Raw genomic sequence first — 22,012 nt, 5'->3', positions numbered from 1 at the left:
TTAAAGCGGTACGCGAGCTGGGTTCAGAACGTCGTGAGACAGTTCGGTCCCTATCCGCTGCGCGCGTTGGTGATTTGACAGGAGCTGCCCCTAGTACGAGAGGACCGGGGTGGACGTACCTCTGGTGTGCCGGTTGTTCCGCCAGGAGCATGGCCGGTTTGCTACGTGCGGTCGGGATAAGCGCTGAAGGCATCTAAGCGCGAAGCCCACCTGGAGATGAGATCACCCACCCCTTCGAGGGGGTAAGGGCCCCAGCTAGACGACTGGGTCGATAGGCCGGATGTGGAAGCGTGGTAACACGCGAAGCTGACCGGTACTAATAGCCCGAGGGCTTGCCGTGCTCGCTCGCGCTCGCTCTGGAGTTCCGGGGATCGTCCCGGAACATGCCAGAGTCGAGTCTCTTCCTGATGGAGGGGACACGACTCTGACTCGTTCACACGCTCGACGTGGAGAACGGCGTCGCTCCGTTCGCGGAGCTCCGCCTACACAGCGTCCCTACGATCTCCCGTGGTCGTAGCGGAGGGGACACACCCGGTCACATTCCGAACCCGGAAGTTAAGCCCTCCAGCGCCGATGGTACTGCCGGGGAAGCCCGGTGGGAGAGTAGGTCGCCGCGGGAACCTTCTAGGTCGAGGCCGCCTCCTTCTGGAGGCGGCCTCGACGCGTTTGCGTCGGTCCGTACGGGCCGGCACCATCGAACCGTCCCGGTAGCCCCGCTCTGCGGTGGGTCGCCGCCGGACCGGTCACCGTTCGAGGAGTTCGACCGTGGTCGCCGACGACACCGGATCGCCGCCGCCCGAGGGACCTCGGAAGGCCAAGCCGGTCCCGCCGCCACCGCCGCCTGCGGCGGACACCGGGCCGGATGAGGCCGGTGGACCACCGCCGCCCGATCAGCGCCAGAAGCCAGGTCGTGGTGGGAGCTCGAGCCGGGACGCCGACCGCCCACCATCGGATACGTCGCGGTCCGACGATCGGCCTCGGCGTGGCAGCGGTCCGTCGGTGCCCGACGCCCGGCACGGAGCCGCTCCGCGTGGTGATGGCCGCGGCGCACCTCGTGGTGACGGCCGAGGTGCCCCGCGTGGGCGGCCCGCACCGGGGGACCGTCGCGGACCACGTGGTGGGGGAGCGCCGGAGGTGGGTCGTCAGACCCGTCGCAGCACCCCGTCGACACCTGGTGGTGCCCGCGGGAAGCCGGTCGGCGCCGACCGTGCCCGTCAACGTCAGGATGCGCCCGCTCGGCGTCCAGCCGGGAAGGGTGACGCCCCGGCGCGCCCGGATCTGCCCGTCGGTGACCAACCGCACCTCCCGAAGCCGGTGAAGAAGGACCTCGAACGCACCCTCGGGCCGGGTCGCCGGACCGACGAGGTCGCGCTGGCGCTCAGCGTCGGGAGCCAGGCCATCGACGAGGGTGCGGTCGATCTCGCCCTCGAGTACCTGGTGTGGGCCAAGGATCAGGCCCCGCGGGTCGCCGCGATCCGTGAGGCCTACGGGGTCGCTCGCTACCTCGCCGAGGATTTCGCTGGTGCGCTGACCGAACTGCAGGCCTACGTCCGCATCTCGGGCCGCAACGACCAGAACCACGTCATCGCCGACTGCCACCGCGCGCTCGGTCGTGGCCTCGACCGCATCGAGGAGCCAGCCCGCTCGCTCCTCGACGACGACCGTGCCCCGGCGGACCGCCGTGCGGAGGCCGCCATCGTGCTCGCGGCCGCCCTCGGAGATGCTGGCCGGGCGGAGCATGGGCTCGAGGTCCTGCGCCCGATCCTCACCGAACGTCGCGACCGGGACGCCGACCACCACCTGCGGGTCCGGAGTCTGGTCGCCGATCTGTCCCTGCGCATCGGCGACCGCGACCAGGCACGGCGGCAGCTCGAGGTGCTGCTCGCCGCCGATGATGACGGCACCTTCGAAGCACAGGATCGGCTCGACGCGCTCGACGAGCCCGTTTGAAGACGCCGCCGGGCCCCGCGGGCGTCAGCCGACGTCGGTGAGCGTGCCGGCGTCGCGTCGCTGGAAGTAGCGCAGGAGGCCGGCGGCGTTCGATCCGTAGCTGGAGAGCAGATCGATCCGGCCAGCGGCGTGCGGATCGTCGTGCTTGGCCCCGGCGTCGACCTCGTCGTCGAACCGCCGCCGGAGGGTCTCGGCCACGTGGTCGAGCTCGGTGCCCGTCGGCCCGCCAGCGATCTCGTCGCGGACGGCAGCAGCGGCCGGGCCCTCGCGGTAGGCAGCCTCGGCCGTGGCCGCCCACAGGCGGAGCCGCTCGATGGCCTCGTGCAGGGCAGCATCCGGTGGATCGACCGGTCCGTAGTGGGCGAGGTACACCCGCGACGGTTCCCGGTCGACGTACCGCTGGAGGGACGCGAGGGCCGCCTCGAGGTGGAAGTCCGCGGGTGGCGTCGCCGGCCGGATGTGGCTCATCCCGGGCAGCTTCACCCCGACCGAGTCGCCGGAGAAGATCGCGTCGGTGCCGCTGTCGTGGACCCCGACGTGGTGCTTGGCGTGCCCGGGCGTGTAGAGCAGCTCGAGCCCACGACCACCTCCGAGATCGAGACGATCGCCGTCGGCGACCGCCATCAGCCGGACGGCGTCGATCGGGGTGCAGGCGCCGTAGACGGTGTCGTACAGGTCCCCGTAGACCTGGTTCGCGGACGCGTTCAGCCGCGCCGGGTCGCGCATGTGTCGGGCACCGACCTCGCTGACCACGATCGTGGCCTGCGGGAAGGCGGCGGCGACGTCGCCCGCTCCGCCGGCGTGGTCGAGGTGGATGTGGGTCAGGACGAGGTAGGCGAGGTCGTCGGGGTCCATGCCGAGCGACCGCAGACCCGCGATGACGTTCTCGATGGAGAGGGCCGGCCCACACTCGATCAGCGTCGGGCGTGGCGCGTCGAGCAGGTAGCCCGCCGTGACCGACGTCATCCCGCCGGTGAGGGTGTCGATGGCGATCACGCCGTCGTCGTAGCGCTCGATGGGAGGGGCCGGGGTGGTGCCATGATCCTCCGCCCCGTCGTCCGCGGTCGTCCGCCCCGCTCCGTTCGCACCCACCACCGGCTCCTCGATCGTGACGGCTCGACCCTACGCGTCATGCGCCCCCGAGGCAGGTCTCGTCGGGGCGGCATCCACAGGCGGAGCGGTACCCATCTCCACGGTCCGTGCGGACGGTCGTAGCGTGCTGGAACGCGACGGACGAGGAGTTGACCGTGGACGACGAGGGACCCGTGACGAGCGATGATGTGAACCTGGTTCGGCTGCGAGGCCGCGTCTCGGGCGCACCCGAACGACGTGTCCTGCCCTCCGGGGACGAGGTCGTGGCCCTGCGGGTGGTGGTCCGACGACCCGACAGCGAGACCGTCGACGCGCTCGACGTGAGCGTCGGTCCAGCTCCCGGTCCAGGGGGCCGCCGCAGCGACGGGCAGGTGGGACGCCGGGTCCTGGCCACCGCGGAGCGGCTCAGCGTCGACGATCGGGTCGAGGTTGCGGGCGAACTGCGGCGACGGTGGTGGGACGCCGGCGGAGCACGCCGGTCACGTCTCGAGGTCCGGGCGACGACGGTGCGCGCCTCCCCGGTGGATGAACCAGCGGACGAGATCGCCGCCACGTCGGTGTGAGTCGCCCGACCCGACGTCCGATGCCGATACCCGCGTGACCGGTGTCAGAACGAAGACGTCCCACGACCGAGCGGGCTCTCGTCGTCCCCCTCGTCATCGAGATCCTCCTCGTCGCTCGGATCGTCCTCGGACGGCACCCGATCGCCGGGGAGGGCGAGGTGGATGATCGCTTGCCCCGGCTGGACGAGCGGCAGGGTCGTCGATCCGATGACGTAGCCCTCGGCTTCGGCTTCGTGGATCGCCCGCTCCTCGCCGAGCGGGCTGACGGTCTCCCAGAGGGGCTGGCCGACCTCGACGTGCTCGCCGGGGTGGACGCGGAGACCGAGGATCCCGCCACGGTCGGCGCGCAACCAGCGCGACTCGTGCAGCACCATGGGGTTCGGGTGGGCCGGGTCGGGCGCGCCTCCCACCATGCCGAGCCGGTGCAGGACCCGCAGCACCCCCCGCTCCGCCACATCGACCGCCGCTTCGTCGAAGCGGGACGGGCCACCACCTTCGTAGGTGAGCACGGGGACGCCCCGGTCAGCCGCGGTCGCACGCAGCGATCCCGGCCGTTGCTTGGCGTCGAGCACGAACGGCGCCCCGAACGCGATCGCCGCGTCGAGCGCGACCGCGTCGGAGGTGTCGAGCCGGACCTGGGGGTGGTTCGTGCGGTGGCTGGCGGCCGTGTGCAGATCGATGCCGAGGTCGCTGCCGTTGAGCACCTCGTCGGTCACCAGCTTCGCGATCCGCGCCGCCATCGACCCGGCGTGCGAGCCGGGGAAGCTGCGGTTGAGGTCACGGCGGTCGGGCAGGTAGCGCGAGTTGAGCTGCGCCCCGAGCACGTTGACGATGGGCACCACCACCACGAGCCCGGACAGCGCGCCGGGATCGAGGTGGTCGAGCAGGCGCCGGCAGGTCGCGATGCCGTTGAGCTCGTCGCCGTGGACGGCTGCGGTGACGAAGACGCGAGGACCGTCGCTGACCCCGTTGAGCACCGCCATCGGCAGGGTCGTCCGGTCACCGGTGTACGACTCGGACGCGGGGGGAGCGAGGTCGCGACGGGAACCCGGATCGACGGTCACCCCCGCGACGGTGACCGGACCGCCTCCGCCGTTCACTCCCGGTCCTCGAGCCCGGGTCGCTGCGGGGGCCGCGGCGGGTCGGACACCCGGAAGCCCCGGGAGGGGTCCACGAGCACGGCGCCGTCCAGCGCGAGCCGTCCGAGCAGGAACCGGAAGTTCATCCCGGTCCGATCGGTGAGGCTGATCTCGATGTCGCGCTCGAGCGGGCCGCACACGACCCGCGTCCGCACGATCGGTCGGCGTTCGGGCCGGGCACGGGTGTCACGGATCACGGTGTGACCGACGACGGGCCAGGTGACCTCGACCCGTTTCGGGTCCGCACGAGGGCCGGTCAGGACGTGGAAGCGGACCAGCTCCTGCGGTTCACCGTCCTGGCCCTCGGCCGGTCCGAGCTCCTCGAAGTCCTCGACGTGCAGCGCCGAGGTGCGAGCGCCGGTGTCGAGCTTGGCGCGCAGCCGCGCGATGCCCCACTCGGGCAGCGCGACGTGCTCACGCCACCCGAACACGGGCAGCTCCGGGTGTGCCGTGCCGACCAGGACGTCCTCCTCGGGTGCCGCCGAGGCTAGCGACGGCGCGGAGGGTGGAACGGCACCTGGCCGTGCGCGGCACGCCGGCGGTCGAGCAGGAGCAGCAGCACGATGCCCGCGAGGAACCCGGCGACGTGGGCCTCGTAGGCGACGCCACCGGCCAGCATCGTCCGCGCAGCGGTGGCCTGCAGGACGAACCAGCCGCCGAGCACCAGCCAGGCCGGCAGGGTCACGATGGCGAAGATCAGGAACCACGCCCGGATGCGCGCACCGGGGACGACGAACGCCAGCAGGTAGAGCGGGAACGGGACGTAGGTCAGTACCTTCGCCCGCGGGTGCAGCAACAGGTAGGCGCCGAGGATCGCCGCGATCGCTCCGGAGGCGCCGACGAGGGGGGTGGTGCCACCCGGGTTGAGGGCGACGAACGCGAGCGTCGCGACCGCCCCACCCACGAGGTAGAAGACCAGGTACCGGATCCGCCCGAGGCGGTCCTCGACGTTGTTGCCGAACACCCACAGGAAGAGCATGTTGCCGAGCAGGTGGGTGAGGTTGCCGTGCAGGAACGTCGCGGTCACCAGCGAGACCAGGACCGACTTGCCCGACACCGTCGCGGCGCACGAACCGAGCAGCGCCTCGAGCTCGCCCGGGGGGAGCGGTTCGAGCGTCAGGACCTCCCGGGGGATGGCGCTGAACCGGTAGAGGAACCCCGCCGCGGCGCAGCCCTCGCTGGGGGCCTGGAAGCCGAGGTAGACGGCCACGTTCGTGGCCAACAGCACGAACGTGACGACCGCACGTCGCGAGGTCGGGTTGAGGTCACCGACGGGCAGGACCACGCGTGCTCCCTCCTCCGGAGGTGACCTCCCGCAGCGATCTCAGACTCAGAGGACCGCGCGCAACCGCAACAGGTCGGTCATCGACGCGTCGAGGCGCACGCGGTTGGCGGCGTACGCGCGGGAGAAGGTCGTCTCGCCGCGGTGGAGCGCGAGCAGGTCGTCGGAGGCGATCGAGATCCGGATGTCCGACCGACGGGAGGGGGGCTGGTCGAGCATCTCCAGCTGCCCGTCGCGCCACCTGGCGTGGCGCACGAGGTCGAGGTCCGGGCAGCGGGCCTCGATGGTGCGGTTCGTGGGCATCAGGGACCGCGTCCCCGGGTCCAGTTCGCCGAGACGCGCGAGCAGGTCACCGAGGATCTGGTCGACCTCCTCGATCGTGGCCACTCGTACCTCGCCCAGGTCGCGCCGTCCCGGACGGGCGGCGACCTGCGACGCTAGCAGCGCCACCAGGGGGGCCGAGGTGGCACCCTCCCCGCCGACCCGCGTCGCCTGACAGGAGCACCGATGCAGCGGCTCGTGCCGTCCGTCGCGTCCGAGGATGTCGCGGACGCCTACGCCGGGTTGGTGCTCGATCGGCCTGCGGCCGGTGATCGTCGGGCACGGGTCGCACTCGGGATGGTGGCATCCGTCGATGGCACCGTGACGATCGACGGGACCTCCGGGCAGCTCGGGGGTGCGGCCGATCGCGTGGCCTTCCGCCGGCTCCGCGGCGCCTGCGACGCGATCCTCGTCGGCGCCGGCACGGCTCGGGCCGAGGACTACGGTCCGCCGCGGGTGCCAGCGGATCGGGTGGCGGCCAGGATCTCCGCGGGGCTCGCCCCGGCCCCACAGCTGCTCGTGGTCACGGCCAGCGGCGACCTCGACCCGGATGCACGCCTGTTCACGGCCACACGGGATGAGAGCGTCCCCCCGCCGATCGTGGTCACCTGCGGTGCCGTCCCCGCCGACCGGCTCGAGGCGCTGCGGGCCGTCGCCGAGGTCGTGACCTTCGGGGACGAGGAGGTCGATCTGGTCGCCATGCTGCGGTGGTGCCGCGATCGCGAGCTCGGTCGGGTCCTGTGCGAGGGCGGCCCAGCGCTGAACGGGGCGCTGCTCGCCGCCGACCTCGTCGACGAGGTGTTCCTGACCGTGGCGCCGGTGCTGGTCGCCGGGGCGGGCGGTCGGATCGTCGACGGACCGGCGTTGACGGCTCCGGTCGACCTCGAGCTGGTGGAACTGCGCGAGCACGGGGGCGAGCTGCTGTTGCGCTACCGGACCGTCCCCTCACGGTCGACCGGTCGGGAGTGAGCGGACCGCACGTTGCTAGCCTCCGGCCACGAGCGGCGACGAGGAGCTTCCCGGTGAACAACGCCCTGCAGCGCTACCTGGACGCAGCGTCCGGGATCACGAACCTGACCACGAACAAGGCCGAGCAGGTGGTCAAGGGGCTGGTCCGCTCCGGCGAGACCGCGAGCGACCAGGCCGAGACGATGGTGCGTGACCTCCTCGAACGCCAGCAGCGCAACCGCGACGCGGTCGTCGCGCTCGTCAAGTCCGAGACCACCCGCGCCGTCCGCGCGATGGGCCTGGCCACCGGCACCGAGGTGGAGCGCCTGCAGAAGCAGGTCGCCGATCTCAAGCGCGAGCTGACGCGCGTCGAGCGCGAAGCTGCCGCCGCGGAACGGACCGCACGGACGGCCACGAAGCAGGCGGCATCGTCGACGGTCTCGGCGGACACCGCGGCTGCTGCGGCGGCCAGGGCGCAGGACGCCGCGGAAGCTGCGACCGCTCCGGCTGCCGCGAAGAAGGCGACCGCGAAGAAGGCGACCGCGAAGAAGGCGACCGCGAAGAAGGCGACCGCGAAGAAGGCGACCAAGAAGGCCACCGCCAAGGTGACGGCTGACGACACCTCGTCGTGACCGACGAGCCCACCGCCGCGCCAGACGCGCCGGTCGATCCGCTCGACCCGCTCCGCACCGAGCTGGAGGGGCCCGTCGACCGGTTGCCCGTCGTCGAGCGGTTGGCGCGGTTCGAGCACGCCAACGAGGTGCTCGCGCGCGAGCTCGCCGTTCTCGACGAGGTCTGAGCTGGCACCGCCACGGAGACGTCTCGACGCCGAGCTCGTTCGGCGCGGTCTGGCCGCGTCGCGGACCGAGGCGCAGGAGGCCATCCGCGCCGGGCTCGTCACCGTCGACGGGGCACCGGTCGGGAAGGCGGCGAGCCAGGTCCACGCTGGCCAGGCCGTGGTCGTCAGTGCCCCGCCCCGTGCGTACGTCTCCCGGGGAGGCCTCAAGCTCGCGCACGGTCTCGATCGGTTCCGGATCGATCCGACGGGCCGTCGGGCGTTGGATGCCGGCGTGTCCACCGGGGGGTTCACCGACTGTCTGCGCCAGCGCGGTGCAGGCTCGGTCATCGCCTACGACGTCGGGTACGGGCAGGTTCACGACAAGATCCGCCGTGACCCTGCTGTCGAGGTCCACGAACGGACCAACGTCCGCGACCTGACCCCCGAGGACGTGCCGGGCCCGGCACCGGATCTGTTGGTCGCGGACCTGTCGTTCATCGCGTTGCGGACGGTGCTGCCGACCCTTCGACCGCTCCTCGCGCCGTCAGCGGAGGCGGTCGTCCTCGTCAAGCCGCAGTTCGAGGCCGTCAAGGGCGAGGTCGGCAAGGGCGGGGTGGTGCGTGACCCGGACGTGTGGGCACGGGTGTTGACCGAGGTCGCTGCGGCCGCCGCTCGGATCGGGTGGGTAGGGTTCGATGCGACCGCTTCGCCGCTCCTCGGGCCCGCCGGCAACGTGGAGTTCCTCGCACACCTGACCGTCGCGCCTGCCACGCCGACGTCGGAGGTCGACCAGCGGGTCCAGCGGGCGGTCGACGAGGGCCGGCACCATCGAGCGACGGGACGGGAGGCGGACACGTGACCCGTCACCTGGCGCGGAGGGAGCGCACGTGAAGGTCGGACTGGTGGCGCACGCCGGTCGCGAGGCCTCCCTCCAGGCGGCGGGCGACGCGGCCCGCACCCTGGCCGACCTCGACGTCGAGGTCGTCGCGACCGCCGGCGACGCCGACGATGATCCTCGGATCGAGGGGGTCACGAGCGTCCCGGCCGACAGCTTCGCGGACGGGCTCGACATCGCGATCTGCTTCGGTGGTGACGGGACCTTCCTGCGGGCCGCCCACCTGTGTCGTGACCCGCAGGTCCCCGTGCTCGGGGTCAACCTCGGTCGTCTGGGCTTCCTCGCCGAGGTCGAGCTCGACGATGTCGGGCCTGCGCTGCGCGCGGTCGCCGAGGGTCGGTGGAAGCTCGAGCCCCGCGCGACCATCGAGGTCGAGGTGACGGGGCCCGACGGTCAGCAGCTTGGATCCGGCTGGGCCCTCAACGAGGTCGCGGTCGAGAAGACCGAGCGGCAGCGCCTGCTGCTGATGGATGTCCACATCGATGGCACGCTGTTCGCCAAGGTCCCGGCGGACGCGCTGATCGTCGCCACCGCCACCGGCTCGACCGCCTACGCCCTGTCCGCGGGCGGTCCCATCGTGTCGCCCCACCTGTCTGCGGTGCTCGTCGTCCCCGTCGCGCCGCACTCGCTGTTCGACCGGACCTTCGTCGCCGCGCCCCACGAGACCGTCCGTGTCGATCTGCTCCCCGACCAGGCGGTCGCGCTCGTCTCCTGCGACGGGCGGGAACCCGTCGCGGCAGGTCCCGGCTCGTACGTGACGGCGCGTGGCGATGGTCGTCCGGTCCAGCTCGCTCGCGTCGGGGTCACCGACTTCCCGACCCTGGTCCGCCGCAAGTTCGGGTTGCGCTGATGCTCGAGGAGCTGGCCATCTCGAACCTCGGGGTCATCGAACAGGCGACCCTCGAGCTGTCACCGGGACTGACCGTCGTGACGGGGGAGACGGGGGCCGGCAAGACCATGGTCGTCACCGCCCTCGAGCTGCTCCTCGGTGCCCGCGCCGACACCTCGCTGGTCCGTGCGGGCGCCGCCAGCGCGGTGGCCAGCGCCATCGTGCGGCCCGTCCCGGAGGGTGCGGCTGCATGGGTGGACGAGGACGCCGACGAGCTGGTGGTCTCGCGCGAGCTGCGCGCCGAGGGCCGTAGCCGCGCGCGTGTCGGGGGCAGCCTGGCACCGGTCTCGGCGCTCGCCGAGGTCCTCGGCCGGCACGTCGAGGTCCACGCCCAACACGAGCACGTCCGGCTGGCCCGACCCGACGTCCAGCGAGCGCTGCTGGACCGGTCGGCGGGCGACCCACACGCCCGCACGCTCGACCGCTACCGCAGCACCCACCGGGCTTGGCGGGACCTCGTCGGCCGACGCGAGGAGGTGGCGAGCGGCGCGCGGGAGCGTGCTCGGGAGCTCGATCGCCTCCGGAGCGAGGTCGACGAGATCGCCGCAGCTGGCCTCGACGCGGACCGGGACGCGACGCTGGACCGCGACCTCGACGTCCTGGCCAACGCCGAGGAGCTGCAGCTCGCCGCAGCGGAAGCCGCTACCGCGCTCGGAGCGGACGGCGCAGGAGAACCCCTCGGTGTCGCGGTCGCCGCGCTCCGGCGGATCTCGGTCGACGACCCGACGTTGGCCGAGCTGACCGCCAGGGCGAGCGCCCTGGCTGCCGAGGTCACCGAGCTCGCCGTCGATGTGCGCACCTACGGCGAGGACGTCGATGCGGACCCGGGTCGGCTGGCGTCGCTGTCGGAACGCAAGGCCGTCATCCAGGCCCTGACGCGCAAGTACGGAGCGGACGTGTCCGCCGTCCTGGCCTACGAGGTGGACGCGCGCCAGCGGCTGGCCGAGCTCGAGGCGGTGGAGTCGGACGCGGGCGACCTCGACGACCGGTGCGCCGCGGCGCGGAGCGAGCTGGTCCAGATCGCTGCCGACGTGACCCGGGGACGGGCCCACGCGGCTGAAGCGCTCGCACGGACGGTCGATGGCCACCTCGTCGACCTCGGGATGCCGCACGCCAGCTTCTCGGTCGCCGTCGAGCCGGTCGACGGGGAGCTGACCGCGGATGGCGGTGACCGGGTGACCTTCCTGTTGGCCGCCAACCCAGGGGAGCCGGCGCGTCCGCTCGGGACGGCCGCGTCCGGGGGTGAACGGTCACGCGTGTCGTTGGCGGTGGAGGTCGCGCTCGCGGACGTCGACGAGGTGGAGGTCCTGGTCTTCGACGAGGTCGACGCCGGGATCGGGGGGGCCACGGCGATGGCGGTCGGGGAGAAGCTGGCGCGGCTCGCGACCGGTGCTGAGGGACGTCCCCGTCAGGTCCTGTGCGTGACCCACCTCGCTCAGCTCGCGGCCTTCGCGGACGTGCACCACGTGGTCGAGAAGGGGTTGCGTGACGGGCGGACGGTGACCACGACCCGCCGCGTGGCCGACGACCAGCGGGTCGAGGAGCTGTCGCGCATGCTCGGCGGCGACGCCACCGCGGAGGCCGGGCTCGAGCACGCCCGGGCCCTGCTCGACCGGGCTCGGCAACGTCGTGCGGGCTGACCGCCGAGGCCACGGCGGCCCACACGGCCGCGGGACCTCGTCGCTGACGTTCGTCGGGCGCCGTCGTTCACGCTGGCGGCTGCTGGTCGTCCTGGTCGCCCTCGCGGCGGTCCCGCTGGCCGCCACCGCGCTCTCCGGAGGCGGGACGCCGCGTGCCGTGGCGGACGCACCCGACGGTGCGCCGACGGCACCGGACGTGACGGCCGCCTCGGAGGCGCCGCAGGCTGATGCCGAGGACGGGGTCGTCCCCGATGCCGCAGAGGTGGCCGGGACCTCACCGATGGCCCGCGTCGGTGCCCTCGAGCTGTCCCTGCCCGCCCCTGCGCCCCTCGTGGTCGGCTACCACGAGGCCGCGCACGTCTCGGCGACCGGGATGGTGCCCGTCGGGACCCTCCAGGACGACCGCAACACCACCCGCACCAGCCTCCCGCCCGATGATCCGGCCGGCGTGGCCTACCTGGTGCTCACCTCGCGCGGGCGGGCGGCGGGCCCGACGTCAGCCGTCGACGTCGTCCTGCCCGAGGGTCAGCTTCTCGTGTCGCCGGTCACCGGCACCGTCGTCGACGTCCGTGACTACCAACTGTACGGCACGCACGCCGATCTGCGGATCGAGATCGTCCCGGATCTCCGGCCCGACCTGCGGCTGGTCCTGATCCACATCGACGGGTCCCGCGTGTCCGTCGGCGACCGGGTCGTCGGCGGCGTGACGCCGATCGCCGCGACGGCGCGGACGCTCCCGTTCTCGAGCCACATCGACCGCGAGACCGAGCCCGAGCGCTTCCCCCACGTCCACATCGAACTGCAGCCGATCGATCGTCCCCGCCCCGGGGATGACGAACGGCCCGATGGCACCGAGGAGGACGATGTGGTCGACGAGGCCGGCGACGAGTGAGGCGCGTGCTCGGGGCGGGCGTGCTTGGCCGGCCGTGACCGTGGCCGCTACCGTCGCACGGGCCGACCGACCGCCCCCGCGCCTGGGGCGTCCCACCTCGGACGGTCCGGAGCTCCCCGCCTCGCGAGGGGTAGGGGTTCACCGCGCCGAGCCGGAGGTCGCCGTGCCACCGCAGTTCATCTTCGTCACCGGTGGGGTCGCCTCGGCTCTCGGCAAGGGCATCACGGCCGCATCGCTCGGCCGGCTCCTGACCGCGCGGGGCCTGCGGGTCACCATGCAGAAGCTCGACCCCTACCTGAACGTCGACCCGGGCACGATGAACCCGTTCGAGCACGGCGAGGTGTTCGTCACCGACGACGGGGGCGAGACCGATCTCGACCTCGGTCACTACGAACGGTTCGTGGACCGCAGCCTGCACCGCGGCTCGTCGGTGTCGTCCGGCCAGATCTGGTTGTCGGTCATCACCAAGGAACGTCGCGGGGACTACCTCGGCAAGACCGTGCAGGTCATCCCGCACATCACCGACGAGATCAAGAGCCGGATCCACGCGGTCAGCGAGGACACCGACGTCGTCATCGTCGAGGTCGGCGGGACCGTCGGTGACATCGAGGGACTGCCGTTCCTCGAGGCGATCCGCCAGTTCCGCTACGACGTCGGACGCGAGAACATCTGTTACCTCCACTGCGCGCTGGTGCCGTACATCGCCGTGTCCGGTGAACTCAAGACCAAACCCGCGCAGCACTCGGTCCGCGAGCTGCGGTCGGTCGGCCTGCAGCCTGACGTCCTGGTGCTGCGCAGCGATCGCGAGCTCGACGACGGGCTCAAACGCAAGGTCTCGCTGCAGTGCGACGTCGAGCTCGACGCGGTCATCGCGGCGGTCGACAGCAGCTCGCTGTACGAGGTGCCGCTCGCGCTGCGCGCCGAGGGCCTCGACCGGGTCGTGGTCAAGCACCTGGGCCTGCCCGACGTCGAACCCGACCTCGCCGCCTGGGAGGCCATGGTCGCCCGGGTCCACGCCGCCCGGGACACCGCGACCGTGGCCATCGTCGGCAAGTACGTCGAGCTACCCGATGCCTACCTGTCGGTGGTCGAAGCGCTCCGGCACGGGGGCATCGCCAACGGCGTCGACGTCAAGCTGCGGTGGATCGCCTCCGACGACCTGACGCCGACCGACGACATCGGTGAGGGCGCCGACCTGTCCCGCGCCGAACGACAGCTCGCCGGGGTCGACGGGGTGCTCGTGCCCGGCGGCTTCGGGATCCGCGGGGTCGAGGGCAAGATCGCCGCGATCCGGTGGGCGCGGGAGCACCAGGTGCCGTTCCTCGGGCTCTGCCTCGGCCTGCAGTCCGCCGTCATCGAGTTCGCCCGACACGTCGCCGGGCTCCCGGACGCCCACTCGGCCGAGTTCGCACCCGCCACCCCGCACCCGGTCATCGACCTGATGGCCGACCAGCGTGACGTGTCGGACAAGGGCGGCACCATGCGGCTCGGGGTCTACCCCGCCAAACTCGGCGAGGGGACCCGGACCCGGGCGGCCTACGGCGACGAACCGGTCGTCTACGAGCGCCACCGGCACCGCTACGAGGTGAACAACCGGTACCGGGCGGAGCTCGAGGCAGCCGGGATGGTCTTCTCGGGCCTCTCGCCCGACGACCGGCTCGTCGAGTTCATCGAGCTCCCCGACCACCCCTGGTTCGTGGCCACCCAGGCGCACCCCGAGCTCAAGAGCCGGCCGACCCGCCCGCACCCCCTGTTCGACGGGTTCGTTCGTGCAGCCCGTCAGCACGGTCGTGAAGCGGAAGGTCGCCTGCCCGTCGATCTCGACGAGCCCACGGCGGGGGAGCTGGTCGACGCGCTGCGTGCCGAGCCGGACGCGGTCCCCTCGGAGCGCCAGTGAGCACGCCACCGGAGCCGGCTGGCGGCGCGACCTGGTTCGAGACGCTCGACGAGGACGTGGTCTACGACGGGTTCTCCACGGTCGTGCGCGAGACCGTGTCGCTCCCGGGCGGGGGCGAGATGCAGCGCGAGGTCGTGCGCCACGACGATGCCGTCGCCGTGGTGCCCGTCCTCGACGACGGTCGCATCGTCCTCCTACGCCAGTACCGACAGCCGCTTCGCCGGTACGTGCTCGAGATCCCGGCCGGCAAGATGGACGTCGGGGGCGAGACCCCCGAGGAGGTCGCGCACCGCGAGCTCGCCGAGGAGATCGGCCAGGATGCGCGTGAGCTGATCCACCTCGTCTCGTTCGCGAACTCGGCCGGCTGGACCACCGAGACCACCCACGTCTACCTCGGCCGCGGGGTCCACCCGGTGGCGCGGCCCGACGGGTTCGAGCCCGAGGCCGAGGAGGCGGACATGGAGGTCGTCACCCTCGACGCCGACGACGCCGTCGCGCTGGCCCACAGCGGGGACCTGATCGACGCCAAGACCCTGGTCGGCCTGCTCATGGCCGCCCCGCACCTGCGAGCGACGTGACCGTCCCGGTGGTGGACGCGCGTGAGGGGGCAGCAGGGGCCGCGAGAGCCGGTCTGCCGCTGCTCGGCCGCTACCTCGACCACCTACGCGCCGAGCGGGGTCTGGCGGCCAACACCGTCGAGGCCTACCAGCGGGATCTGCAGCGGTACGGGGACTACCTGGGCGAGATCGGCATCGACGACCCTCGGCGCGTGGCGACCGAGGATCTCGAAGCGTTCGTGGGGTGGCTGCGACGCCGCCGCACCCCGACGGGCAGGCCGTACGCCACCTCGTCGATCGCCCGCACCATCGTCGCCGTCCGAGGTTTCCACCGGTTCCTCGCGGAGGAGGGCCTGACGGACGTGGACGCCTCCGCGTCGGTCGCCACGCCGCGCTCACCACGATCGCTGCCCAAGGCGCTGTCGGTCGCCGACGTCGAGCGGCTGCTCGGGGCGCCCGTCGGAGACGATCCGCTCCCACGCCGTGACCGTGCCCTGCTCGAGGTCCTGTACGGGGCGGGCCTGCGCATCTCGGAGGCCACCGCGCTCGACCTCGACGACGTCGACCCGGTCGAACGGCTGCTGCTCCTGCACGGCAAGGGCGACAAGCAGCGCATCGTGCCCTACGGCGACCTGGCCGCCGAGGCGCTCGACGCGTGGCTGGTCCGCGGACGTCCGGCGCTGTCGCCGCGGGTCCCGGCGGTGTTCGTCAACGCACGCGGAGGCCGCCTCACCCGCCAGGGCGCCTGGAAGGTGATCGGTGGCCACGCCGACCGGGTGGGCCTCGCCGCCGAGGTCTCGCCACACACCCTGCGTCACTCGTTCGCCACCCACCTGCTCGATGGCGGTGCAGACGTGCGTGCGGTGCAGGAGCTGCTGGGTCACGCGAGCGTGACGACCACCCAGATCTACACCCTCGTCAGCCGTACGGCCCTCCGGGACGTCTACGAGCGTGCCCACCCCCGCGCGCAGCACCCTCGGTAGGCTCGGCTCCGGCCCGTGGCGCGACCGGATCGCTCTCCACTCCAAGCCGCCCCGAACCCTCGTCGACGTCAGGATCTCCCGTGGACAGCGCGACGCTCGACCGGCTCCGCGAGCAGCTCCAGGAGGACCGGACGGCGCACCTCGAGCAGCTCGAGGAGCACGGTGCGAGCCCCTACGACGACGCGGTCAAGGACACCGGGATCGAGGTGGAAGCTGGGGCGGACGCGGGCCAGGCGACCGAGGAACGCTCCGAACTGCTGGCGTCGCTCGAGCAGGCCCGGCAACGGGTCCGGGCGGTGGACGAGGCCCTCCACCGCATGGACGAAGGCACCTACGGCACGTGCGTCGACTGTGGCGATCGGATCCCCGCGGAGCGTCTCGAGATCCGACCGCTGTCGGTGCGGTGCGTCCGCTGTGCGGAGACCAGCTGAGTGGCGACCCTCGAGATCCCCGCCCTCATCGCCCGCAAGCGCGACGGGGGCGAGCTGACGCCCGACGAGCTCGCCGGTTTCCTCGGTGCCTACCTCGACGGCGAGGTCGAGGATGCGCAGGTCGCGGCGTTGCTGATGGCTGGGGTCATCCGCGGGTTCACCGAGGCTGAGGCCGTCGCCCTGACCGAGGTGCTGGTGCGATCCGGTGACACCGTCGACCTGTCGGCGCTCACCGGTCCGACGGTGGACAAGCACTCGACCGGCGGTGTCGGGGACACCACGACCCTGATCGTCGCCCCGCTGCTCGCTGCTGCCGGCGCGCAGCTCGCCAAGCTCTCCGGCCGTGGGCTCGGACACACCGGCGGCACCCTGGACAAGCTCGAAGCGATCCCGGGCTTCCGGGTCGATCTGTCCGCCGCCGAGGTCGCCACGCAGGTGCAGGAGATCGGCCTGGCCGTCGCCGCGGCGACCTCGGACCTGGTCCCGCTCGACAAGAAGCTCTACGCCCTGCGGGACGTGACGGCCACGGTCGCATCGAAGGCGCTGATCGCCTCGTCGGTCATGAGCAAGAAGCTCGCTGGCGGCGCCGACCACGTGCTGCTCGACGTGAAGGTCGGAGACGGGGCCTTCCTCGCCGAGCCGGCCGATGCCGCCGACCTCGCCGAGCTGTGCGTGCGTATCGGCGAGGCACACGGGCGCCGGACCGGGGCCCTCGTCACCGACATGTCCCAGCCGCTCGGTGCCGGGATCGGCAACGCCATCGAGATCGCGGTCGCCATCGAGGTGCTCCGCGGGGATCGGCCGGGGGACCGGCTCACCGACGCCTCGCTCGCGCTGGCGGCAGCGGCGCTCGAGCTCACGGGCGTCCCGTCGGACCAGGCGCGTGAACAGGTCGAGGCGCTGCTGGCCGACGGGTCCGCCCTCGAACGTTTCCGAGCGTTCGTGGCCGCCCAGGGTGGCGACTCCTCGGTGGTCGATGACCCGCGCGGGGTCCTGCCGGCCGCGCCCATCACGACCGGCTGGGTCCCACCTGCTGGATCGGTGCAGGGCTTCGGGTGTCGGCGGCTCGGCGAGCTCGCTGGTCGGCTCGGTGCGGGCCGGATGCGGCAGGGTGACACGCTCGATCTGGCCGTCGGCCTCGAGGTGCACATCAGCACCGGGGACCGCGTCGACGGCACGCACCCGGCGGTGACCGTGCACGCGCGGAGCGAGGAGGACGCGCAGGCGGTCCTCGCCGAGCTGCCCGACGTGGTGCGCATCGGGGACCAGGACGCGGCACCCGTCGAGCTGGTCCAGGCCCGCGTCGGGCTCGGGTGATCGGCGTCAGGTGCGCTTGACCAGGCCCTGGCGGTACGCCTCGGCGACCGCCTGCGCCCCCGTCTCGACGCCCAGCTTGCTGTAGATGCTGGTCAGGTGGTTCTTGACGGTCTTGACCGCGAGGAACAGCGCGGCGCCGATCTCGGTCGGGCGGTGGCCGTCGGTGAGGAGCGCGAGGATCTCACGTTCGCGGGGGGTGAGTCCGAGGCTGGTCGCCGACGTCCGACCAGCGGCGAGGTCCATGACCCGCGATGCGACGTTCGACGACAGGTACGAGCCACCGTCGCGGATGGCCCGGACCGCCTCGAGCAGCTCCTCGATGGAGGCCGACTTCGACACGAACCCGGCGGCACCGAGCGCGACCGCCCGTTGGAGCGAGCCATCGTCGTCGTGCATCGAGAGGAAGATGATGCGCAGATCCGGCTTGTCGCGCCGGAGGCGCTCGGCGACCGCGAGCCCGTCGAGGCCGGGCATGGCGATGTCGAGCACGAGCAGGTCCGGATCGTGCTCCTCGACGGCGACGAGCGTCCCCGGCCCGTCGCCGGCTTCACCGACGACCTCGATGCCGGGTTCGCTGCGGACGGCCTTGAGGACCGACTGGCGGACGAGGGTGTGATCGTCGGCGACGACGACGCGGAAGCTCACGTGGCACTCCGATGGGCACGGCGAGGGGGGATGGGGAGTTGCGTCGGCGTGGCCGGACCGGACCGTGTCGGGCGGGTGGGACACCGCAGCGCCACGACGGTTCCCCCGCCGAGGCGATCGCGGACGGTGAGCGAGCCCTCGAGGCGCTGCGCTCGTTCTCGCATCGAGGGTAGACCGACGCCACCCCCGGAGCGCTCGGAAGCCGCGGCGCGACCGACGCCGTCGTCCTCGACGACCAGTTCGACCAGCTGGTCGTCACGCTCGAGCGACACCGTCACCTCGGAAGCCTGGGCGTGACGGAGGACGTTCGAGAGCGCCTCCTGGGCGATGCGCAGGATGTCGTCGGTCCGGTCAGCGGTCAGATCCGCGTTCCCGACGACCTCGAGCTCGATGTCCGGACCGCCGAGCGAGGACACCTCGGCGATGTGCTGTTGCAGCAGGAGCACGATGTCCCCGACCGCGTCACGGCGCAACCCGGCGATCGTGGCCCGCAGATCGGTGAGGGCGGTGTCCGCGACGCGGGAGAGTCGGGCGAGCTCCGCATCAGCGTCGCGTCGTCCACCGGCCCACGTCTGCAGCTCGAGCTCCATCTTGAGGTGCGCGAGGGACTGGGCGACGCCGTCGTGCAGGTCGGCAGCGAGGCGGCGGCGGGCCGCATCCGCAGCGCGAGCGAGGGTCCCGTCGAACAGGCGGGCGTTCTGCAGCGCGATCGCGGCGTCGATGGCCAGCGTGTCCAGGGTCGGTCGCAACCGGACGCCGACCTCGGCGCTGTCGGTCGCAACGAGCAGGAGACCGAGCGGTTCCTGGGCCGTCCCGAGGCGGGCGCACATCCAGTACGGGTGGTCCTCGCAGGCGCGTTGGAGCTCGGCCGGGAGCTGGCGAGGCGTCCGGAGCTTCAGGTCCCCGAGCCGGCGGGCGACGTCGACACGCACCGTCGACAGCCGGCCGGGACGCAGCCCGTGCGAGGCCGCGAGGTGGAGCACGCCCCGTTCCTCGGCCAGGATCGCGACCGCCGGGACCCCCGGCGTCGATCGGACCTCGGCGACGACCGCAGCAGCGACGGTCGTCGCGTCGAGACCGCCCGGCAGGTCGTCGGCGAGGGCGAGCAGAGCCGACAGCAGGCGGTTGGCCTCCTGGAGTTTGAGCCGGCCTCCGACGGCGTGCTCGTCGAGCACCTGGGCCGCCGATGCCGTGGTGACACCCACGAGCGGCAGGAGGAGCGACACCGGCACGATGCCCTCGGCGCCGAGCTCGGCGAGTCGCCCGCTCAACCCGAGGACCGCGAGCAGGACCAGCGACAACGTGGCGCCCGCGCTGACCCCAGCCCGGACACCGCCGGCCGACGCGGGTCCGGCGACCACGACCATGAGGAACAGCAGGAAGGGCGCGACGTGGCCGTCGGTGGCGGCGATGACGGCGGCAGCGGCGAGCAGATCGCCGCCGCGGACGTACCGGTCGCGGCCGATGAGCGAGGTGGCCAGGACGTACGCGGTCAGGACGCTGTAGACCGGCATGATGGACGCGTCGGCGTCGCGGAGGAACAGCGGGATGACCGCCACCGAACCGAGCCGTGCCCAGCGCTCGAGACCGATGGACGAGGCGCCGTAGGCGACGCGGTCGACGATCCGGGTCCAGCGGGAGGCCGCAGCGGGAGGGGCCGTTCCCACGCCCGCGCCTCCCTGTCCAGCGCTTCCCGCCGCGACGGCGGTCCCGTCCCCGGTGTGACGACCACCCCCGAGGGTACTGCGCGAGCCGGCCAGAACCCGGTCTTCCCACCCGCCGGTGTACCCTCGTCCGCTCCGCCTGCGCCGCCCTCACGCGCGGTCCTGCACCCCGTCCGCGACCCCGAGACCTCACGCGATGAGCTACCAGGTCAGCCTCGAGGTCTTCGAGGGCCCGTTCGATCTGCTCCTGCAGCTGATCGCCCGGCGCAAGGTCGACGTCACCGAGGTGGATCTCGCCGAGATCACGGGGGACTTCCTCACCCACCTCGCGTCGCTCGACGACCTCGATCTCGAGACCGCGACGCGGTTCCTGGTCGTGGCGGCCACCCTGATCGAGCTCAAGGCGGCACGGCTCCTGCCGGCCGAGGAGCGCCACGAGCTCGAGGATCTGCTCGGCGAGGCCCGTGACCTGCTCTACGCCCGTCTGCTCGAGTACCGAGCGTTCCGTGACGTCGCGCGGATCGTCGCCCACCGCCTGAGCCAGCACGACGCGAACCTGGGTCGCGACGTCGCACCCGAGCCGTGGATCGCTCGGCTCGTGCCGGAGACGCCGCTGCCCATCGACGCCCGCGGGCTCGCCGCGCTGGCCGCTGCGGCGTTCGCACCCACACCCGAACGCACCGTCGACCTGTCCCACATCCGCCGCAGCTACGTGTCGGTCCGCGAGGCCGCGCTGACGTTGCTCACCTCGCTGCCCGACGAGGGGGTCGCGCGCGCCTTCCCGGAGCTGGTCGACGGCCGGACACGCGGCGACCGGGTCGTGTTCTTCCTCGCGCTGCTCGAGCTGTTCAAGCTCGGGCATGTGGACCTCGCCCAACCCGACCTGCGCAGCACCCTCCACGTCGCACGTACCGGCGGCGGGCGGGACCTCGAGTCGATGCTCGAGGAGCTGACCGACGACGACCCCGCCGAACCGCCGGCCGGGGACACCACCAGCGACGCGGCGACCGATCCGACGTTGCCCGTCGCGACCGGAGCACCTTCGTGACCGACCGATCCGACGACCACGGACCCTCCCTCGCTGCCGAGCCAGCGACGGGCGGCGCCATCGAGCTCCCGCTCGAGGAAGCGACACGGTTCACCCCGGAGGAGCTCGAGCCGGGCGCGGCCATCGCGGCGCTCGCGGCGCTCGACCCGGTCGCCGCCGCCGGGCTCGAAGCGCTGCTGTTCCTCGCCGAGGAACCGCTCGACGTGTTGACCCTGGCCGAGACGCTCGAGCTCGACCCCTCGGACGTCGACGCGGCGTGTCAGGGGCTCGCCCACCGCCACGTGACCGAGCGGCGCGGCACCGAGGTCCGCCGTGCGGCTGGTGGCTGGCGGATGTACTCGGCGGCCCTGGCTCGGCCGGTGCTCGAGCGGTGGGCGCTGTCGGGCCGTACCGGTCGACTGACCCAGGCGGCGCTCGAGACCCTGGCGGTGATCGCCTACAAGCAGCCGATCGGCCGCCAGGAGATCGGGGAGATCCGCGGGGTCAACGCGGACGGTGCCGTCCGGAGCCTGGTCGCTCGCGGTTTCGTGGCCGAGGTGGGCCGGTCCGAGTCCGTCGGACAGGCGGTGCTGTACGGCACGACGACGCTCCTGCTCGAACGGCTCGGGATCGACTCGCTCGACCAGCTCCCACCGTTGACGGATTTCCTGCCCGAGAGCAACGCGCCCGACGAGCCGGAGCTGGGCCGGCTCAAGGAGGTCCGCCAGCGGCTCGCCGCGGGTGGGGAGCTCCCGGGGCCGACCGACACCAGGGAGGCGGCGACCCGCCGGTTCGGCGACGTCCGTGCCCGGCTCGCGGTCGCCGGTGCCGAGGCCCCGCCGGCAGCCGAGGAGGACCCGGAGGACGACGTGTTGCCGCCCCCACGGGTGTCACGCGACGATCGCCGCGACGACGAGGCGGAGATGGACGTCCTCACCGATCGACTCGAGTCGGCGGCCCGGTCCGCGGTGGACCGGCTCCGGCAGGCGGTGTCGGCGACAGCCGAACGTGAGGCCGTCGAGGACGCACAGGACACGCCCACCCCGCAGGACGCACAGGACACGCCCACCCCGCAGGACGACCAGGGCACGACGACCTCGGA

General features: G+C 72.6%; 23 protein-coding genes and 2 rRNA genes. 18 read left to right on the top strand and 7 right to left on the bottom strand.

What is annotated here, in order from left to right:
• The 3 genes from WEB03_RS06785 to WEB03_RS06775 form a co-directional block, all read left to right on the top strand.
• Nucleotides 1-340 (top strand): 23S ribosomal RNA (locus WEB03_RS06785); the annotation flags it as partial.
• A 163-nt stretch (nt 341-503) separates the two neighbouring features.
• Nucleotides 504-620: ribosomal RNA gene (rrf, locus tag WEB03_RS06780) — 5S ribosomal RNA — on the top strand.
• A gap of 514 nt (nt 621-1,134) precedes the next feature.
• Complete coding sequence (locus tag WEB03_RS06775) at nt 1,135-1,950, top strand: hypothetical protein (RefSeq protein ID WP_368070190.1); 816 nt, start codon at nt 1,135-1,137, stop codon at nt 1,948-1,950.
• A gap of 24 nt (nt 1,951-1,974) precedes the next feature.
• On the opposite strand, the gene WEB03_RS06770 is transcribed toward WEB03_RS06775, so the two are convergent.
• Nucleotides 1,975-3,042, bottom strand: coding sequence for an MBL fold metallo-hydrolase (locus tag WEB03_RS06770; RefSeq protein WP_368070189.1), 1,068 nt, complete (start codon nt 3,040-3,042; stop codon nt 1,975-1,977).
• Between the two features lie 155 nt (nt 3,043-3,197).
• Between WEB03_RS06770 and WEB03_RS06765 the strand changes: the two genes are divergently transcribed.
• The gene (locus tag WEB03_RS06765) at nt 3,198-3,605 is read left to right on the top strand and encodes a single-stranded DNA-binding protein (protein WP_368070188.1); all 408 of its coding nucleotides are present in this window, start codon (nt 3,198-3,200) and stop codon (nt 3,603-3,605) included.
• Between the two features lie 44 nt (nt 3,606-3,649).
• On the opposite strand, the gene WEB03_RS06760 is transcribed toward WEB03_RS06765, so the two are convergent.
• Genes WEB03_RS06760 through WEB03_RS06745 form a run of 4 tightly spaced genes read right to left on the bottom strand, consistent with a single transcriptional unit; the run spans nt 3,650 to nt 6,413 of the window.
• Nucleotides 3,650-4,705 (bottom strand): succinylglutamate desuccinylase/aspartoacylase family protein, encoded by a 1,056-nt coding sequence (locus tag WEB03_RS06760; RefSeq protein WP_368070187.1) that lies wholly within the window; start codon nt 4,703-4,705, stop codon nt 3,650-3,652.
• Nucleotides 4,702-5,175 (bottom strand): ATP-dependent zinc protease, encoded by a 474-nt coding sequence (locus tag WEB03_RS06755; protein WP_368070186.1) that lies wholly within the window; start codon nt 5,173-5,175, stop codon nt 4,702-4,704. The genes WEB03_RS06760 and WEB03_RS06755 overlap by 4 nt, the downstream gene beginning before the upstream one ends.
• Nucleotides 5,176-5,231: 56 nt before the next feature.
• A complete protein-coding gene (locus WEB03_RS06750; RefSeq protein ID WP_368070185.1) occupies nt 5,232-6,029 on the bottom strand; it encodes a rhomboid family intramembrane serine protease in 798 nt (265 codons plus the stop codon).
• Between the two features lie 45 nt (nt 6,030-6,074).
• On the bottom strand, nt 6,075-6,413 hold the full coding sequence (locus tag WEB03_RS06745) for a sterol-binding protein (protein ID WP_368070184.1): 339 nt from the start codon (nt 6,411-6,413) through the stop codon (nt 6,075-6,077).
• Between the two features lie 120 nt (nt 6,414-6,533).
• On the opposite strand from WEB03_RS06745, the gene WEB03_RS06740 reads away from it, so the two are divergent.
• The 12 genes from WEB03_RS06740 to WEB03_RS06685 all read left to right on the top strand — a co-directional run bounded on the left by WEB03_RS06740 (nt 6,534) and on the right by WEB03_RS06685 (nt 17,574).
• Nucleotides 6,534-7,316: a dihydrofolate reductase family protein gene (locus tag WEB03_RS06740; RefSeq protein ID WP_368070183.1), complete on the top strand. Its 783-nt coding sequence runs from the start codon at nt 6,534-6,536 to the stop codon at nt 7,314-7,316.
• Nucleotides 7,317-7,369: 53 nt separating this feature from the next.
• Nucleotides 7,370-7,927, top strand: a complete 558-nt coding sequence (locus WEB03_RS06735; RefSeq protein ID WP_368070182.1) for a phasin family protein — start codon at nt 7,370-7,372, stop codon at nt 7,925-7,927.
• Nucleotides 7,924-8,094 carry a hypothetical protein gene (locus WEB03_RS06730; RefSeq protein WP_368070181.1) on the top strand — a complete coding sequence of 57 codons (171 nt, stop codon included), beginning with the start codon at nt 7,924-7,926 and terminating at the stop codon, nt 8,092-8,094. Before WEB03_RS06735 ends, WEB03_RS06730 begins: the two co-directional genes overlap by 4 nt.
• A 1-nt stretch (nt 8,095) precedes the next feature.
• Nucleotides 8,096-8,932 (top strand): TlyA family RNA methyltransferase, encoded by an 837-nt coding sequence (locus WEB03_RS06725; protein ID WP_368070192.1) that lies wholly within the window; start codon nt 8,096-8,098, stop codon nt 8,930-8,932.
• A gap of 28 nt (nt 8,933-8,960) precedes the next feature.
• On the top strand, nt 8,961-9,818 hold the full coding sequence (locus tag WEB03_RS06720; protein ID WP_368070180.1) for an NAD(+)/NADH kinase: 858 nt from the start codon (nt 8,961-8,963) through the stop codon (nt 9,816-9,818).
• Entirely contained in the window at nt 9,818-11,497 is a 1,680-nt protein-coding gene (gene recN / locus WEB03_RS06715; RefSeq protein WP_368070179.1) for a DNA repair protein RecN, read from the top strand. Before WEB03_RS06720 ends, recN begins: the two co-directional genes overlap by 1 nt.
• Entirely contained in the window at nt 11,487-12,389 is a 903-nt protein-coding gene (locus WEB03_RS06710) for a hypothetical protein (protein WP_368070178.1), read from the top strand. The genes recN and WEB03_RS06710 overlap by 11 nt, the downstream gene beginning before the upstream one ends.
• Before the next feature lie 163 nt (nt 12,390-12,552).
• Entirely contained in the window at nt 12,553-14,286 is a 1,734-nt protein-coding gene (locus WEB03_RS06705; protein WP_368070177.1) for a CTP synthase, read from the top strand.
• Nucleotides 14,283-14,864 (top strand): NUDIX domain-containing protein, encoded by a 582-nt coding sequence (locus WEB03_RS06700; RefSeq protein WP_368070176.1) that lies wholly within the window; start codon nt 14,283-14,285, stop codon nt 14,862-14,864. Before WEB03_RS06705 ends, WEB03_RS06700 begins: the two co-directional genes overlap by 4 nt.
• A gap of 53 nt (nt 14,865-14,917) precedes the next feature.
• The gene (xerD, locus tag WEB03_RS06695; protein ID WP_368070191.1) at nt 14,918-15,826 is read left to right on the top strand and encodes a site-specific tyrosine recombinase XerD; all 909 of its coding nucleotides are present in this window, start codon (nt 14,918-14,920) and stop codon (nt 15,824-15,826) included.
• Nucleotides 15,827-15,906: 80 nt separating this feature from the next.
• Nucleotides 15,907-16,257, top strand: coding sequence for a TraR/DksA family transcriptional regulator (locus WEB03_RS06690; RefSeq protein WP_368070175.1), 351 nt, complete (start codon nt 15,907-15,909; stop codon nt 16,255-16,257).
• Nucleotides 16,258-17,574: a thymidine phosphorylase gene (locus tag WEB03_RS06685; RefSeq protein WP_368070174.1), complete on the top strand. Its 1,317-nt coding sequence runs from the start codon at nt 16,258-16,260 to the stop codon at nt 17,572-17,574. It begins immediately after the preceding gene.
• Nucleotides 17,575-17,580: 6 nt separating this feature from the next.
• On the opposite strand, the gene WEB03_RS06680 is transcribed toward WEB03_RS06685, so the two are convergent.
• On the bottom strand, nt 17,581-18,219 hold the full coding sequence (locus WEB03_RS06680) for a response regulator (RefSeq protein WP_368070173.1): 639 nt from the start codon (nt 18,217-18,219) through the stop codon (nt 17,581-17,583).
• Complete coding sequence (locus WEB03_RS06675) at nt 18,216-19,886, bottom strand: sensor histidine kinase (protein WP_368070172.1); 1,671 nt, start codon at nt 19,884-19,886, stop codon at nt 18,216-18,218. Before WEB03_RS06675 ends, WEB03_RS06680 begins: the two co-directional genes overlap by 4 nt.
• Before the next feature lie 193 nt (nt 19,887-20,079).
• On the opposite strand from WEB03_RS06675, the gene WEB03_RS06670 reads away from it, so the two are divergent.
• Both WEB03_RS06670 and scpB read left to right on the top strand, forming a co-directional pair.
• Complete coding sequence (locus WEB03_RS06670) at nt 20,080-20,931, top strand: ScpA family protein (protein WP_368070171.1); 852 nt, start codon at nt 20,080-20,082, stop codon at nt 20,929-20,931.
• Nucleotides 20,928-22,012 (top strand): SMC-Scp complex subunit ScpB (gene scpB / locus WEB03_RS06665; protein ID WP_368070170.1); only part of this gene is annotated, 1,085 nt, incomplete at its 3' end. The genes WEB03_RS06670 and scpB, both read left to right, overlap by 4 nt.

It is taken from the genome of Nitriliruptor sp. (assembly GCF_040882075.1).
Lineage (GTDB): Bacteria > Actinomycetota > Nitriliruptoria > Nitriliruptorales > Nitriliruptoraceae > Nitriliruptor.
Note: the sequence above shows the minus strand (reverse complement) of the source record. Positions and strands in the feature narration are given on the sequence as shown.

What these genes read in the sequence shown, in the direction of transcription:
- recN (WP_368070179.1), top strand. Translation starts at nt 9,818, where the DNA reads ATGCTCGAGGAGCTGGCCATCTCGAACCTCGGGGTCATCGAACAGGCG.
- WEB03_RS06670 (WP_368070171.1), top strand. Translation starts at nt 20,080, where the DNA reads ATGAGCTACCAGGTCAGCCTCGAGGTCTTCGAGGGCCCGTTCGATCTG.
- WEB03_RS06740 (WP_368070183.1), top strand. Translation starts at nt 6,534, where the DNA reads ATGCAGCGGCTCGTGCCGTCCGTCGCGTCCGAGGATGTCGCGGACGCC.